This window comes from Amycolatopsis vancoresmycina, assembly GCF_000716785.1.
Lineage (GTDB): Bacteria > Actinomycetota > Actinomycetes > Mycobacteriales > Pseudonocardiaceae > Amycolatopsis > Amycolatopsis vancoresmycina.
The window spans coordinates 163,761-179,008 of record NZ_JNYY01000011.1; the positions used below are offsets into that span (position 1 = coordinate 163,761).

At 74.9% G+C, this 15,248-nt stretch carries 15 protein-coding genes; 4 read left to right on the plus strand and 11 right to left on the minus strand.

The genetic code is table 11. The features are described 5' to 3' along the window. The first annotated feature begins 18 nt into the window (after positions 1–18). Positions 19–1,038 (plus strand): Ppx/GppA family phosphatase, encoded by a 1,020-nt coding sequence (locus tag OO60_RS26450; RefSeq protein WP_051767770.1) that lies wholly within the window; start codon positions 19–21, stop codon positions 1,036–1,038. Positions 1,039–1,096: 58 nt separating this feature from the next. Next, complete coding sequence (locus OO60_RS26455) at positions 1,097–1,285, plus strand: DUF2795 domain-containing protein (RefSeq protein ID WP_033262285.1); 189 nt, start codon at positions 1,097–1,099, stop codon at positions 1,283–1,285. A 65-nt stretch (positions 1,286–1,350) separates the two neighbouring features. On the opposite strand, the gene OO60_RS26460 is transcribed toward OO60_RS26455, so the two are convergent. Both OO60_RS26460 and OO60_RS26465 read right to left on the minus strand, forming a co-directional pair. Beyond that, positions 1,351–2,415: a glycosyltransferase family 9 protein gene (locus OO60_RS26460; RefSeq protein WP_051767771.1), complete on the minus strand. Its 1,065-nt coding sequence runs from the start codon at positions 2,413–2,415 to the stop codon at positions 1,351–1,353. Further along, positions 2,412–3,890: an HAD-IIIA family hydrolase gene (locus OO60_RS26465; protein ID WP_033262286.1), complete on the minus strand. Its 1,479-nt coding sequence runs from the start codon at positions 3,888–3,890 to the stop codon at positions 2,412–2,414. The genes OO60_RS26460 and OO60_RS26465 overlap by 4 nt, the downstream gene beginning before the upstream one ends. Before the next feature lie 89 nt (positions 3,891–3,979). Between OO60_RS26465 and OO60_RS26470 the strand changes: the two genes are divergently transcribed. Together OO60_RS26470 and OO60_RS26475 are read left to right on the plus strand one after the other, a co-directional pair. Further along, positions 3,980–5,329 carry an aldehyde dehydrogenase family protein gene (locus tag OO60_RS26470; RefSeq protein ID WP_033262287.1) on the plus strand — a complete coding sequence of 450 codons (1,350 nt, stop codon included), beginning with the start codon at positions 3,980–3,982 and terminating at the stop codon, positions 5,327–5,329. Positions 5,330–5,691: 362 nt separating this feature from the next. Further along, on the plus strand, positions 5,692–6,720 hold the full coding sequence (locus OO60_RS26475; protein ID WP_051767777.1) for an FUSC family protein: 1,029 nt from the start codon (positions 5,692–5,694) through the stop codon (positions 6,718–6,720). Between the two features lie 14 nt (positions 6,721–6,734). On the opposite strand, the gene OO60_RS26480 is transcribed toward OO60_RS26475, so the two are convergent. The 9 genes from OO60_RS26480 to OO60_RS26520 all read right to left on the minus strand — a co-directional run bounded on the left by OO60_RS26480 (position 6,735) and on the right by OO60_RS26520 (position 15,202). Further along, on the minus strand, positions 6,735–6,914 hold the full coding sequence (locus OO60_RS26480) for a hypothetical protein (RefSeq protein WP_033262288.1): 180 nt from the start codon (positions 6,912–6,914) through the stop codon (positions 6,735–6,737). A 67-nt stretch (positions 6,915–6,981) separates the two neighbouring features. Continuing rightward, positions 6,982–7,587 (minus strand): flavodoxin family protein, encoded by a 606-nt coding sequence (locus tag OO60_RS26485; RefSeq protein ID WP_033262289.1) that lies wholly within the window; start codon positions 7,585–7,587, stop codon positions 6,982–6,984. Then, the gene (locus OO60_RS26490) at positions 7,584–8,894 is read right to left on the minus strand and encodes a UDP-glucose dehydrogenase family protein (protein ID WP_033262290.1); all 1,311 of its coding nucleotides are present in this window, start codon (positions 8,892–8,894) and stop codon (positions 7,584–7,586) included. Before OO60_RS26490 ends, OO60_RS26485 begins: the two co-directional genes overlap by 4 nt. Continuing rightward, entirely contained in the window at positions 8,887–9,837 is a 951-nt protein-coding gene (locus OO60_RS26495; protein WP_033262291.1) for a glycosyltransferase family 9 protein, read from the minus strand. Before OO60_RS26495 ends, OO60_RS26490 begins: the two co-directional genes overlap by 8 nt. Continuing rightward, positions 9,828–10,514: an SDR family oxidoreductase gene (locus tag OO60_RS26500; protein WP_033262292.1), complete on the minus strand. Its 687-nt coding sequence runs from the start codon at positions 10,512–10,514 to the stop codon at positions 9,828–9,830. Before OO60_RS26500 ends, OO60_RS26495 begins: the two co-directional genes overlap by 10 nt. 27 nt (positions 10,515–10,541) lie before the next feature. Beyond that, complete coding sequence (locus OO60_RS26505) at positions 10,542–11,909, minus strand: PfkB family carbohydrate kinase (RefSeq protein ID WP_033262293.1); 1,368 nt, start codon at positions 11,907–11,909, stop codon at positions 10,542–10,544. Beyond that, entirely contained in the window at positions 11,906–12,466 is a 561-nt protein-coding gene (locus OO60_RS26510) for a D-sedoheptulose-7-phosphate isomerase (protein WP_081911263.1), read from the minus strand. Before OO60_RS26510 ends, OO60_RS26505 begins: the two co-directional genes overlap by 4 nt. After that, positions 12,466–14,139 (minus strand): carbamoyltransferase family protein, encoded by a 1,674-nt coding sequence (locus OO60_RS26515; protein ID WP_003083386.1) that lies wholly within the window; start codon positions 14,137–14,139, stop codon positions 12,466–12,468. Before OO60_RS26515 ends, OO60_RS26510 begins: the two co-directional genes overlap by 1 nt. A gap of 112 nt (positions 14,140–14,251) precedes the next feature. Beyond that, a complete protein-coding gene (locus OO60_RS26520) occupies positions 14,252–15,202 on the minus strand; it encodes a UDP-glucuronic acid decarboxylase family protein (RefSeq protein ID WP_003083388.1) in 951 nt (316 codons plus the stop codon). Between the last annotated feature and the right edge of the window lie 46 nt (positions 15,203–15,248).

Below are 15,248 nucleotides of genomic sequence, written 5' to 3' on the forward strand. Positions count from 1 at the left end.
ACGGGGTATCCCGCCGCGATGAGACTGGCCGTGCTGGACATCGGGTCGAATTCGGCTCAGCTGCAGGTGGTGGACGTGTCCGCCGGGGCCCCGCCGCTCCCGGCGCACGCGGTGAAGGAGCCGACGCTGCTCGCCGAGGAGCTGCTGCCGGACGGAACGCTGAGCGAGACCGGGATCGAGCGGGTCACCGCCGCGGTGGGCCGGGCGGTGGACGCCGCGGTGCGGCTCGGCGTCGACCACCTGTACCCGTTCGTCACCGCGGCCGTGCGGGACGCGGTGAACCGCGACGAGGTCATCGACCGCATCCAGGTAGGGGCCGGCATCCGGCCCCAGTTCCTCTCCGGCGAGGAAGAAGGGCGGCTGACGTACTTCGCCGCGCGCCGCTGGTACGGCTGGTCGGCCGGGCGGCTGCTGCTCGTCGACATCGGCGGCGGGTCGATGGAGCTCGTCCTCGGCCGGGACGTCGAGCCCGAGCTGGCGGTGTCGCTCCCGCTGGGCGCCGGCCGGCTCACCCGCGAGTTCCTCACCGCCGACCCGCCGACGCGCAAGCAGCTGAAGGCCCTGCGCCGGCACGTCCGCGACACGCTGTCCGAGGTGCTGGACCGGCTGCGCTGGGAAGGGCCGCCGCGCCGGGTGGTCGCGACGTCCAAGACGTTCAAGCAGCTGGCCCGCCTCACCGGCGCTCCGCCGCAGCGCAAGGGCCCGTTCGTCCTGCGGGAGCTGGCCGTCGCGGACCTGGGCCGGTGGATCCCGCGGCTGGCGCGCGTCCCGGCCGCCGAACGGGCCGGGCTGCGCGGGATTTCGAGACCGCGGGCGCGGCAGGTGGTGGCCGGCGCGGTGGCGACCGAGGTGACGTTGTCGGCGCTGGACGTCCCGGGCGTCGAGGTCTGCCCGTGGGCGTTGCGCGAGGGCATCCTGCTGCGGCACCTGGAACAGCTCGCCGACACGACGGCGTTGCCGCTGCAGCCGTTGACGCGGCACCCGGACGCCACGGTCCGGCCCCTTCATCCGGTCGGGGAGCAGCCGGTGCCGTCCTGAGGGTGTGTCCGCCGCCGGGCCGGGTAATCGCGCGGTTCCCCCAACGGAAGGAGCTCCCGTGAGCAAGCCGAACCCGATCGAACTGCAGAAGTACCTGTCCGGCGTCGACTACCCGGCGAACCGCGACGACCTGGTGCGGGCGGCCGAGAAGAACGGCGCCGACGCCGGCACGCTGGACGTCGTGCGCGGCCTGCCGGACCGGACCTACGAGGGGCCGAGCGGCGTGAGCAAGGAGATCGGCGGCTGACCGGGCCGTGGCCCGGCTCCCGGGTCCAAGACTGTCGTGAGTGGTAAGGCGGGTTAGAACCCGCCTTACCACTCACGACCCTGACCCGGTGAAGTCAGCTGGATGTCGTCCGGCGCCACCGCGCCCGGCTGCGCGAGGGCCGTCACCGCGCGGCAGACGTCGGCGGGGTCGATCGTTTCGAGGCACGGGTGGCCGGGGACCGGGCAGACCCGGGCGCGGCTGGCCCGGCAGGGCGCCTGCTGGTCGCCGAGCACGATCGTGGGCACGCCGTAGGGCGCCCACCGCCCGGCCGGGACCACCGGGGCGAACAGCGACACCACCGGCGTGCCCGCCGCCGCCGCGAGGTGGGCGGGGCCCGTGTTGGGCGCCACCACGACCTGCGCGCCGGTCAGCACCGCCGCCAGTTCCGCCAGTGACGTCCGGCCGCCGAGGTTCACCGCCGACGTGCCCGCGACCTCCTGGGTCAGCAGCCGTTCCGACGGCGAACCGGTCACCAGCACCCGGTGCCCGTCGGCGGCCAGGGCGCGCACGGTTTCGCGGCTCCAGGACGACGAAGGCTGGCGGGCGGGGACCGACGCCGCCGGGTGCACGACGACGTACCGCCCGCCGCCGGTGAGCCTGCCGACGTCCGGCAGCGGCCGCCGCAGCGCCAGCGCGCCGTGGTCGTCCGGCGGCAGCGAGAACCCGGCCGCTTCGGCGAGCGACAGCATGCGGACCGGCTCCGGCGGATCGCCGTCGACGCGGTGGCGCAGGTCGAGCAGGCTCCCCGGGTAGTCCTCGGAGATCGCGCCGATCCACCGCACCCCGGCCTGCCGCAGCAGCAACGCGAGCGGCAGCGGCGACTGGTGGAACGACGTCAGGATCAGCGCCCGGTCGAACGACTGCGCCCGGATCGACGCGACGAACGCGCCGGTGTCCTCGGCGGTCACCGGCGGCGGCTCGGGGTCGATCCACGGCGCCGTCCAGGTGAGCACGTCGTCGACGCCCGGCAGCAGTTCGCCGGCGGCCCGGCCGTGCGGCCCGGTCAGCAGCGTCACGTGCGACGCGGCAGCCGCGACCGCGCGGACGCAGGGCCCGGCGAGCAGGACGTCCCCGAGGTTGTCCTGGCGGGCGACGAGCACCCGGGTCATCCGGCGACCCCGGCGACGCGCAGCGCCTCGGACAGGTCGCGGGCGACGGCCGCGTGCCGCCGGGCCCGGGCGATCTCCGGTTCGAGGGTGCGGGCGGTCGGCACCAGCACCGCGCGGGCGCCCGCCGCGAGGGCGGCGTCGACGTCGGCGCCGGTGTCGCCGATGACCACACAGGACGCGGGGTCGACGCCGAGTTCCCCGGCGGCGCGCAGCACCATACCCGGGGCGGGTTTGCGGCACGCGCAGCCGTCACCGTCGTCGTGGACGCAGACCTGCCAGGTGCCGAACGGGCCGAAGAGCTCCTTGACGCGGGCGTTCACCGCGTCGAGCTGCTCCGGCGAAATCAGTCCTTTCGCGACACCGGACTGGTTGCTCACCACCCCGACCGGGATGCCGCGGTCCCGCAGGCCCCGCACGAGTTCGACCGCGCCGGGCACCGGGCGGACGCCGTCCGGGTCGTTCAGGTAGGGGACGTCGACGATCAGCGTGTCGTCCCGGTCGAACAGCACGGCCACCGGGGGCCGGGGGCGCCGCGCGGCGATCTCCCCGCGCAGCCGGTGGTAGCACGCGGCGGGCGGGATCAGGGCGCTGGTGACGACCATGCGCGCCACTTCGCCGGGCGTGCGCGGACCGGGGAGGATCCGGCGGCCGGCGAACTCCGCCGTCAGCCCGGCCCAGAGCCCGGCCGCGAGCAGGGCTTTCCCACGCTGGTTGACCAGCGGCAGCGTGAGCGCGGCCAGACCGGCCACTGTGGACAGTGCGTGCAGGCCGAGCCGGCCGGGCCCGGCGCCGGTGCGCTGCCGCCAGAGCACGCCGTGCTTGGCCCGCATCAGCGCGTTGTCGGCGTTGCCGCGCTGGGCTTTCAGGCTGTAGAAGAACCCGGCCCGCCGGGCCGGGTGGGTGGTCAGCCGCTCGCCCTGGTCGATCCGGTGCCCCGCGTCGGCGACGCGCAGCGCGAGGTCGGAGTCTTCGCGGAACGCGCGCGGGAACCGTTCGTCGAAGCCGCCGGCCTCGGCGAGGGCGGCGCGGCGGTAGGCCATGTCCGCGGTGATCCACCGCGCGTGCTCGAGTCCCGCGGTGCCGCGCTCGTCGTCGGCGGGCCGCCGGTCCGCGGGCAGCGGAACGGTGATGCGGCCCTGGGACGCGGCGACGTCCGGGGGCAGGGCGGCGACGTCGCGGTCGAGCTGCCGCGGCCAGTCGGGGGCGAGCACGACGTCGTCGTCGACGAAGGCGATCCACTCGCTCTTGGCGGTGCGCCAGCCGAGGTTCCGGGCCGCCGCCGGACCGCGGCCGCCGGAGCGGAGCACGCGGACCCCTCCGGGGACGGCGAGTTCGCCGCCACCGGGCCGGTCGTCGACGACGAGGATTTCCGCCGGCCGCGGGGCCGGCCCGCCGAGCAGGGTGTCGAGCAGTGGCCGAAGCGTCTCCCGGCCCGTCGTGGGGATCACCACGGTGTAGTCGAGCGAAGCAGTCACCCGGCGCGGATACCCCCGGCCGAGGTGATCAAACGGCGTGTCGGAGCGCCCGGACCGGGTAACCGCCGGGCGACGAGAAGGAGGTGCGGATGACCGCGGGGACGATCGAAATCCGGAACCCGGCCGACGGCAGCGTGGTGGGCAGTGTGCCGACCGCGGGCGAAGACGAGATCGCCGCGGCGCTCGCGCTGGCGAACCGGACGAAGGCGCAGTGGGCGCGGACGCCGGCCGCCGAGCGCGGCGCGCTGCTGCACACCGCCGCCGAACGGCTGCGCGCCCACGCCGACGAGCTGGCGAAGGCGAACGAAGCGGAGACCGGGCGCCCCCGGGGCGAAGCGCGCGAAGGTGTACTCGCCGGGGCGGGCACCTTGGACCAGTACGCGGAGCTCGGCCCGGTCCACCGCGGCCGCAGCCTGCTCGGCGACGTGGGCGCGACGGACCTGATGGTGCCCGAGCCGCGGGGCGTGGTCGTGGCGCTCACGCCGTGGAACGACCCGGTCGCGGTCGCCTGCGGGCTGCTGGGGGCGGCCCTGGTCACCGGGAACACGGTGGTGCACAAGCCGAGCGAGCGCGCGCCGCACACGGGGCAGTTGCTCGGCGAGGTCCTCGGCGGCGTCTTCCCGGGCGGCGTGCTGCAGACCGTCCACGGCGACGGCGGCGTCGGCGCGATCCTGGCGATGCGCGACGACGTGGACGTGCTCGCCCACGTCGGCAGCACGGCGACGGGCCGTTCGATCGCGGCGAGCGCGGCCGCGACGGGCGCGAAGACGTTGCTGGAGAACGGCGGCAACGACCCGCTGGTGATCGACGAGGACGCCGACCCCGGGTGGGCGGCCGGCCAGGCGGCGCTGGGCGCGTTCGCCAACTCGGGCCAGATCTGCGTCGCGGTGGAGCGGATCTACGTGTGCTCGGCGATCGCGGAGCCGTTCCTGGCGGCACTGGTGAAGGAAGCCGAGTCGCGGACGCTCGCGCCCCTGGTGGACCGGCGCCACCGCGACCACGTGCACTCCCACGTGTCCGACGCGATCGCGCGCGGAGCCCGGTTGCTGACCGGCGGTTCGGTGCCCGAGGGCCCGGGGGCGCACTACCCGGCGACGGTGCTGACGGAGTGCACGCCGGAGTTGCGGGTGATGGCCGAGGAGACGTTCGGCCCGGTGGCGCCGGTGCAGGTGGTCCCGAGCTTCGACGCGGGCCTGGCGGAGGCGGCGAAGGGTGCGTACGGGCTGGCGGCGACGGTGCTGACGGGCTCGATGGCCAATGCCCAGCGCGCGTGGCGCGAGCTCCCGGCGGGAACGGTGAAGGTGAACAACGTGTTCGGCGGCGCACCCGGCGGGGCGGCCCACCCGCGTGGCCGCAGCGGCAACGGGTACGGGTACGGACCGGAGCTGCTGGACGAGATGACCCAGACGAAGCTCGTGCACATCGCCCCGCCGGCATGACGGGACAGCAGGACAGACGCGGCGGCTCGGCGCCGGAGGGGGAGGAGGTGAGCCGGAGGGGCCACGGGGAGCCGGGGGAGGAGAGCGCGGGCGGCGGCGCTTCGCAGCAGCGGGGAGAACGCGAGCGGCCGGGGCGGCCCGGCGGCCCGGGTTCGCGGGGCGCGAGTTCTCCGGCGGGCGGCGACCGGCCCCGCCGCCCGGGCCCGCAGGACACCGATTCCCCCGCGGATGGGGCCGGGCGCAAGGAGACCGCCCTCCACCGGGTCGTCCGAGCGGTCAAGCCGCACCTCGGCAGCGCCCCACCCCCGGATGCCGAGCACCACGACCGGTCGCCCTTCGGGTGGTTCGCGCGGGCCTTCCGGATTCCCGGGCGGGAACGGCGGGTTCTCGTCCAAAGCGCCAAAGCGACCCTCGCCGCGTCCGCTGCCTGGGTGCTCGCCACCCTCGTCCTGCGCCTTCCGCAGCCCTTCCTCGCGCCCTATGCCGCCGTTTTCCTCGTCGAAGCCACCGTCTACCGGTCGCTTCGGGGCTGGCTCCAGCAGGTCGGCTCGGTGGCCACCGGGGTGCTGCTCGCCGCCGTGGCCGCGCAGCTCATCCCGTGGCAGGCCGTGGCCCTCGCCGCCGTGGTCTTCGTCGGGTTGCTGGCCGGGAGCTGGCGGCGGTTCGGGAGTGCCGGTGTCTGGGTCGGTGTCACCGGCATGCTGCTGATCTCCTACGGCACCGCCCGCGAACCCGTCCTGCTCGGAGACCGCCTGCTCGAGACGGCGCTGGGCGCGGCCATCGGCGTCGCCGTCAACACGCTGATCTTCCCGCCCCTCTACGGGGAACGGCTGGCCGCCGCGGCCGGGCGCCTCGCCACCGCGCTGGCCGGGCTGCTCGAATCGCTTTCCGACGTCGTCCGGCGGGACGAGCCGCCCGAAGACCTCGGCGATCTGCTGTCGCAGGTGCAGGACGCGCGCAGCCAGGTGCTGGCCGCCGAAGAAGCCGTCGGGCTCACGCGGGAAGGGCGGCGGCTCAACCTCCGCCGGGGCCGGCCGACCGCCGGGGTGCGGCACGAACGTCCCCTGCGGACGCTGCTCGGGCTGTGGCCCGCCGTGTCGCAGCTGGTCGCCGCCGTGCGCACCACCGCGGGGCGCCGGGAACACCCCTTCGAGTACCCCTGGCCCGACGCGCGGGACGCCGTGGCCGACCTGATGCACCACCTGGCGGGTGCCGTGCAGGCGGTCGCCCTGGTGGGTGAACCGGTCGAGCTGGACGAATGCCGTGCGCTGCTCGGGCAGCTGGAGAAGCGGCTGGTGACCGCCGAAGAGGACGGCGTGCCCGCCCGGCTGGGCCTCGGCACCATGACGCTGCCCGCGCGGCTGCTGCTGGAACAGCTCGAACAACGCTGAAGCGCGCCTGAGCGCTACCGGATCGCGATCGCGTCGGCCTCCGAGCGGTGGCGCCGGCAGGCCGTGCACACCATCGTCTGGCCCAGCAGGGTGCCGTCGCCGGACACCAGGCGGGCGACGTGCAGCGTCGGCAGGCCGCACTCCTCGCACGGGATCGGCTTGCTGTCGTGGCTGATCATCACTCGGTTCGGCATGACACCCGGCTACCCAGTGGCCTGCGCCACACTCGTCCGGCGCAGTGACGTCACTCGAACGGAGTAGTCACTTCGCCGGATACTGACGCTCGCGGAGCAGCTCCGCGAGGTGGACGGCGTTGCGGACGAGGGTCGCGTTCGTGGCCGCCACGGCCTGGGGCGTCTCGTCGAGGTCCTGGTAGTCGCCGCCCTGCATGGCTTCGCCGTTCCAGTAGGTGGCGCCCTGGGCCGGCACCGTGAAGCCGGTGTCGTTCAGCGCCTGGAACAGGTCCGCGATGATCTTGTGGGCGCCGTCCTCGTTGCCGACGACCGCGGCCACGGCCACCTTGCCGAACATCGCGGGCCGCCCCTCGTCGTCCGTTTCGGACAGCTCGGCGTCGAGGCGCTCCAGGACCCGCTGCGCCACGCTCGACATGTGGCCCACCCACGTCGGGGTGGCGACCAGCAGGACGTCCGCGGCGGCGATCTTCCGCCGGATGTCCGGCCACGCGTCGCCGTCGCCCATGTCCGCTTCGACACCCGGGCGGACGTCGTGGTCGACGACGCGCACCAGCTCGCCGGTCGCGCCGCGTTCGGCGAAAAGGTCGAGCAGCTGCCGCGCGATGAGGTCGCTGCTCGACTTTGCCGGCGACGGCTTGAGCGTGCAGGTCAGCGCGAGGACGCGCAGGGTCATGAGAGCCTCCTGGGATGGGTGCCGACGCCGGTGTGGGTGAACCCCGCTTCGGCGAGGGCGTCGGGATCGAGCAGGTTGCGCGTGTCGACGACGACCGCCCGGTCGGCCGACGCGGCCAGCCGGGCCCAGTCGAGGTCCCGGAACTCGGGCCACTCGGTGAGCACGACGAGTGCCGCGGCGTCCTTGGCCACCAGGTACGGGTCGTCGACGACCTGGACCGCGCCCATGCCGGGCACGCACGCGACGGCCGGGTCGTGCGCGGTCAGTTCGGCACCCGCGCGGGCCAGGTCGCCGGCCACCGCCAGCGCGGGGGAGTCGCGCAGGTCGCCGGTGCCCGCCTTGAAGGCCAGGCCCAGCAGGCCGATGCGGGTCCCGGCGAGGGAGCCCGCGGCCGAGCCGGTCACCGCCTGCCGCACGGCCCGCACCACGCGGGCGCGCTGCCGGGCGTTGACGCGGACCGCGTCGCGCAGGATGCCGAAGTCGACGCCCGCCGACTCGGCCGCGTGCAGCAGGGCCGAGGTGTCCTTCGGCAGGCACGACCCGCCCCAGCCGGGGCCCGGCGCGAGGAACTCCGGGCCGATCCGCGCGTCGAGGCCCATGGTGCGGGAGACCTCGCGGACGTCCGCGCCGAACCGCTCGCACAGTTCGGCGAGGACGTTCACGTAGGACAGTTTCACCGCGAGGAACGCGTTGCTGGCGTACTTCGCGAGTTCGGCGCTGGCCGCGTCGGTCGCCACCACGGGCGCGCCGGTCGGCTCGTACAGCCGGGCGACCCGGTGCGCGGCGGGCGAATCCGCCGGGTCGGTGCCGACCACCACCCGGTCCGGGTGCAGGAAGTCCTCGACCGCGTGCCCTTCGCGGAGGAACTCCGGGTTGGCCACCACCGGCAGGTCGTCGCGGCCCAGCAGGTGCGGCAGCCGGGCGGCGGTGCCGACCGGCACCGTCGACTTGGTCACGAGCACGCAGCCGGGCCGCAGCAGCCTGCCGAGCTGCGGCACGACGGTTTCGAGCACGCCGAGGTCGGGGCGCCCGTCCTCGGCGGGCGGCGTCGGCAGGCAGAGGAAGACGAGGTCCGTGCCGTAGAGCTCGGCCTGGGCGGTGGTGAAGGTCAGCGTCCGGTCGCCGAGGCCCTGTGCGACCAGGTCGGCCAGGCCGGGCTCGGCGATCGAGACGATCCCGCGCCCCAGTTCGTCCACTTTGGACTCGTCGGCGTCCACGCAGGTGACGCGGTGCCCGAGCCGGGCGAAGCAGGCGGCACTGGTCAGGCCGACGTAGCCCGCGCCGACGATCCCGATGTGCTCAGCCATGCGCCACCCTCGCTTCGAGGGCCGCCCGCGCGGCGGCGAGCACGCGTTCCTCGCGCAGCAGGAGCAGCCCGCCGTCGGGTTCCGTGCCGTGCGGGTCGCCGACGTTTCCCGCCCACAGCACGACATGCTGCCGCGCGGACGGCGGCGGGCCCCACAGCCGGGGCGGGGTCGGGCCGAACAGCAGCACCGACGGCGTGCCGAACGCCGTGGCGAGGTGCCCGACGCCGGTGTCGCCGCAGACGACCAGGGCCGCCCCGGCCACCAGCGCGGCCAGGTCCGCCAGGCCGGTGCGCCCGGCCAGCACGGCGTCCTCGCCGAGCCCGGCCGTGTCGGCGATCGAAACCGCCAGGTCGCGCTCGGCGGCGCTGCCGGTGAGCACGACCCGGTGCCCGGCCGCGGCCAGCGCCCGGACCACGCTCGCGAACCGTTCGGGCGGCCACCGCCGGGCGGGGAACGCCGCGCCCGGGTGCACCACGACCGCGTCCGGGACGGGGTTCGGGCCCGGCGGCACGGGCAGGTGCAGGGCCGACCGGTCCGCTTCTACATGGTGGTATTCGACGAGCCGGCACCAGCGGTCGACCTCGTGCACGTCGTCGCGCCAGTCGAGGCCCGGCACGTCGGGGAAGTCGGGGTGGCGGTGGGTGAGCAGCTCGGCGGGGTCGGCTTCGAGGAGGTCGTGGAGGCTTTCCGGGCCGCTGCCGTGCAGGTTGACGGCGAGCCGCGGCGGCGGGCCGGGCCAGGCGAGCTCGCCGAGCCCGGACGTCGGCAGCAGCTCGTCGACGGCGTCGATCAGCTCCACCAGGTCGCGCAGCGGCTCCGGCGCGGCCAGCACCAGCCGGTCGCCGGGGTACGCCGCCCGCAGGGCGCGCAACGCGGGCACCGCTGTCAGCAGGTCCCCGACGCCGAGCGCGCGCAGCACGAGGACCGCGGCACTCACGGCCACGACCCCTCCTCCGACGCGCACACGACCAGTTCCCGGACCTCGGCGCCGGGCGGCTGCTGCAGCGCGAACACCACGGTGTTCGCGACGTGCTCCGGCTGGTTGAGCTTCGCGTCCGGCGGCGGCTTGTACTGGTCGGTGCGGTCGTCGAAGAAGTGCGTCCACATCCCGCCGGGCACGAGCAGCGTGACGCCGACGCGGCCGGCCAGCTCGGCGGCGAGCGCGCGGGTGAAGCCGACGACGCCGAACTTCGAGGCGCAGTAGGCGGTCGCGTCGCTCACCGCCTTGATGCCCAGCGTGGACGCGACCGTGACGACCGTGCCGTGCGAGCGTTCCAGGAAGGGCAGCGCGGCGCGGATCACCGCCGCCGTGCCGAACAGGTTCACCTTGACGACCCGCTCCCAGTCCTCTGTGGACACTTCGCCGAGCGGGCCGCAGGCGTCGGTGCCGGCGGCGGTGAAGACGCCGTCCAGGCCGCCGGCGCGCTCGGCGAGCTCCCGCACCGCGGCCTCGGTCGCGGCGGTGTCGGTCAGGTCGGCTTCGACGTATTCGGCCGGGTCCTCGGGGCGGACGCGGTCGAGGACGTACGGGGTGCCGCCCGCCTTGCGGACGGCGTCGACGGTGGCGGCACCGAGGCCGGACGCGCCACCGGTGATCAGGACGTTGCCGAGGGGTCGCATCGCACTCCTTCGCCAGATCGGGGGATTTCAGGCACCGGCCGCCGCGGCGACCAGCCGGGACGTCGAGTAACCGGGCACGGTCGGGACGAGCACGACCTCGCCGCCGTGCCGTTCGACGACCGCGCGTTCGGGCAGGTCGGCGGCCGCGTAATCGCCGCCCTTCACCCACACGTGCGGGCGCAGCTTTTCGAGCACGGCGGCGGGGGAGTCTTCGTCGAAGACCGCGACCGCGTCTACAAAGGACAGTGCGCTCAGCAGCCGGGCCCGGTCGCGGTCGCGCACCAGCGGCCGGCCGGGTCCCTTGAGGCCCCGCACCGAAGCGTCGGAATTGAGGCAGACGACGAGCGCGTCGCCGAGGGCGCGCGCCTGCCGCAGCAGGCTGACGTGCCCGGGGTGCAGCAGGTCGAAACAGCCGCCGGTGGCGATCAGGCGGCCGCCGCCCGCGCGGACCCGCTCGGCGAGGCCGAAGGCGTCGGTCGCCGGCTGCGGGTCGGGGACCGGGCCGTCGTCCGTGGACAGCGCGGTCGCGCCGCCGGCCGCGACGAACCGGGCGGCCGCCTCGACCGCCGTCGCCACGGCTTCGGTGGCGTCCGCCCCGTCGAGCAGGGCCGCGGTGGCCGCGGCGGCGAACCGGTCGCCCGCGCCGCAGGTGTCGGGCGCGGTGTGCCCCGGTGTCCGCGCCGCGGCGGGGACCGGGATGGTCGTCTCGCCGAGGCCGTCGGCGAGCACGGCACCGCGGGCGCCGACGGTGACCGCGACCGCGTCGGCGTGCCAGTGCCCGCGCAGCAGCTTGGCGAGCTCGGCCGGTTCTTCGTGCCCGGCCAGCACCGCGCGGGCCTCGGTGAGGTTCGGCGTGACCAGGCACGTGCCGGGCACCGGCTGGGCCCCGCGCGGGTGCGGGTCCCAGACCACCGGGATCCGCTCGGCCAGGTCCCGCAGGAGCCGCCGGACGTCGGAGTTGCGCGTCAGGCCGCGGCCGTAGTCGGCCACCAGGACCGCGCCGGCGGATTCGAGGACCTCGTGCACCCGGGCGGGCACCGGGTCGGCGGTCGCCGTGCCGTCGCCGGAATCCAGGCGCAGCAACGACTGCCCGCCCGCGCGGACTCGGGTCTTGCACACCGTCGTGCCGCGCAGCGGCAGCGGCAGCACGGTGACGTCCGGTTCCAGCAGGCCGGTGAGCGCGTGGCCGCCTGCGTCGTCGCCGAGCGGCGTGACCAGGACGACCTCGGCCGCGGACCGCGCGGCCAGCAGCGCGGCCAGGCCGGCGCCGCCGGGGCGGCGGCGCCGGGCCGTCAGGTCGACCACCGGGACCGGCGCCTCCGGGCACAGCCGTTCGGCGGTGCCTTCGGCGTCGACGTCCAGCAGCGTGTCGCCCAGGACGACCAGCGGCTTCACGCGGTCACCCCGAGCGCGTCGTCGAGCGCCGCGCAGAGGCCGTGCACCAGCGCCAGGTGCATTTCCTGGACGGTCGCCGTGGTCGGCGCCTCGACCGTCACGGCGTCGTCGCACAGGGCGGCGAGGGGGTTGGGGGCCGGGCCGGTCAGCGCCCACGTCGTCACGCCGAGCTCGTGCGCGGCCTTCGCGGCGGCGACGACGTTCTGGCTGGTGCCGCTGGTGGACAGGCAGACCAGGACGTCGCCCGGGCGCCCGTGCGCGCGCACCTGGCGGGCGAAGACCTCGTGGTCGCCGTAGTCGTTGACGATGGCCGTGGTCGCGGAGGTGTCCGCGTGCAGCGCGATGGCCGAGAGCGGCTGCCGTTCGTGGCGGAACCGGCCGACGAGCTCGCCGGTGAGGTGCTGGGCCTCGGCGGCGCTGCCGCCGTTGCCGCAGGCGAGCAGCCGGCCGCCGGCCTCGAACACGCCGGCGAGGTGCCGTCCCCACGCGGTGATCCTCCTGGCGGATTCGCGGGTCCGGCCGGCGGCTTCGGCCAGCGCGGCGAGATGGTCCTCCATCACGGCACCTCCTTCTTCTCCGGCGACGCCGCGCCGGTGCGGGTGGATCGGGGCCGCCGGAGCACGAACGGCCCCAGGGCGAGCAGGTCGATCGGCGCGGAGCCGAAGCATTCGAGCGCGTCGCGGGGCGAGTCGACCATCGGGCGGCCCGCGGTGTTGAGGCTGGTGTTGATGACGACGGGCAGGCCGGTCCGGCGTTCGAAGGCGGCCAGCATCCGGGCCAGGACCGGATTTTCGCGGTCTTCGACGGTCTGCACGCGGGCGGTTCCGTCGACGTGCGTGACGGCCGGGATGCGGTCGCGCCAGGCTTCGGCGACGTCGTGCACGAAGAGCATGTACGGGCTGGGCAGCGGGCCGCGGGTGAAGATTTCGGCCGCGCGTTCGGCCCGCACCATCGGCGCCACCGGCCGGAACTGCTCGCGGCCCTTGACGTCGTTGAGGCGTTCGAGGTTCGCCTTGCGGCCCGGGTGGGCCAGCAGCGACCGGTGGCCCAGCGCCCGCGGCCCGAATTCGGCGCGGCCCTGGAACCAGGCGATCACGTCGTCGTTCGCCAGTGCTTCGGCGACGGTCTCGGCGAGGTCGTCGGGGCGTTCGTACGGCAGCTTCGCCTTGTCGAGGATTTCTTCGAGTTCCTCGTCCGTCCACCCGCGACCCAGACCGGCGTCGCCCATGGGTTTCCCGCGTTCCCCGGCTTCCGCGGCCAGTTGCAGCGCGGCGCCGAGCGCGGTGCCCGCGTCCCCGGCGGCCGGCTGCACCCAGATGCGGTCGAACGGGCCTTCGGCGTGCAGCCGGCTGTTGGCGACGCAGTTGAGCGCGATCCCGCCCGCCATCGCCAGGTCGCGCTGCCCGGTGGCGTCGTGCAGCCAGTCCGCCAATTCCAGCAGGATGTCTTCGAGGACTTTCTGGACACTCGCGGCGAGATCGGCGTGCCGGCGGGTGAGTTCTTCGCCCGCTTCGCGGCGCGGGGCCAGCGCGGCGAGGTTCACGCCCGAAGCGTGGAAGCCGCCGTCGCCGGTGACGTGGACGTGTTCGCAGAGTTCGTCGAGGAACTCCGGGGTGCCGTAGGAGGCGAGCGCCATCACCTTGTACTCGTCGCTGGAGCGCGCGAAGCCGCAGTGCTCGGTGAGGTCTTCGTACAGCAGCCCGAGCGAATGCGGCAGCTTCTGGGCCGCCAGTTCCTTGAACCGCCCGTCGCGGTACTCACCGGCCAGATAGGACGTGCTCTCGCCGCGGCCGTCGGCGACGAGTACGGCGCAGTCGCCGAAGGGGGCGGCGAGCGCGGCCGACGCGGCGTGCGCGACGTGGTGCCGGACGAACTTGACGATGCCCGGGTCGAGGCCCGGCAACGCGGACTTCAGGAACATCGGCGCCCGCTTGGCGAATTCCGTCCGCAGTTCCTCGCCGCTCGGGTCGTGCCCGGGCAGGCCCGGTTCGACGAGCGCGGGGTCGTAGGAGTACCCGACGGCGTCGAGGTCCTTCGCGGACAGTCCCGCCTGCGCCAGGCACCAGGCGGCGGCCTGGGCGGGCTGCTCCCAGGTGGAGAACGGCACCGCCTGCTTGCCGTGCTTGCGGCGGCTGAAGCGTTCTTCTTCCGCCGCGGCCACGATCTCCCCGTCCACCACCAGCGCTGCGGCCGGGTCGTGGAAGACGGCGTTGATCCCGAGTATGCGCATCGACCTGCCTCTGGCGTTCCGGTGCGGACTCGACCGGCCCGCGTTCGCCTATAGCGCTACCCGGCGAAGTCGTTGATAAACGATGGCGCGCAAAAGCCCTGGGCGTCGCTACTCAGGGCAACGGCGCCCGGCGGAACCACGCCGCGGTGCGGCGGAGACCGTCGTCGGCGTCGATCTTCGGTTCCCAGCCGAGGACGTCGCGGGCGAGGGCGATGTCGGGGCAGCGGCGCTGCGGGTCGTCGACGACGGCGTCGACGTACTCGATCGGCGAGTCCGACCCGGTGATGGCCTTGATCCGTTCGGCCACCTGGCGAACGGTGAGCTCGTGCGGGTTGCCGATGTTCACCGGCCCGGGGTGCCCGGACCGGGCGAGGGCCACGAGACCGCGGACGGTGTCCTCGACGTAGCAGATGGACCGGGTCTGGTCGCCGGTTCCGGTGACCGTGAGGGGTTCGCCGCCCAGCGCCTGGTCGACGAACGCCGGGATCATCCGGCCGTCGTGGGCGCGCATGCCGGGGCCGTAGGTGTTGAAGATCCGCGCGATGCCCGTGTCGACGCCGTGTTCGCGGCGGTAGGCCGACGTCAGCGCCTCGGCGTAGCGCTTGGCTTCGTCGTAGACGCTGCGCGGCCCGATCGGGTTGACGTTGCCCCAGTACCGTTCCTGCTGCGGGTGTTCCAGCGGGTCGCCGTAGACCTCGCTGGTCGAGGCGAGCACGAACCGGGCGCCGTCGCGGCGGGCCAGGTCGAGCGCGTTCTCCGTGCCGTGCGAACCGGCCCGCAGCGTTTCGATCGGGAGGGCCAGGTAGTCGCGGGGCGACGCGGCGGACGCCAGGTGGAACACGACGTCGGCCCGGCAGTTCAGCGGCATCGGCTGCGTGACGTCGTGACGCACGAACCGGAACCGGTCGTGGCGGCGCAGGCGGTCGAGGGTGTCCGCCGAGGACGTCGCGAGGTTGTCCACGGCGATCACTTCGACGTCCTCTTCGAGCAGCAGCTCGCACAGGTGCGCGCCGACGAAGCCGGCACCCCCGGTCACCACCGCACGCTCGAACCGCCTGGTCACTCCCGGATCCGTCATGCCGTGGCGGCTACCCGGCCCCGGTGGGCGC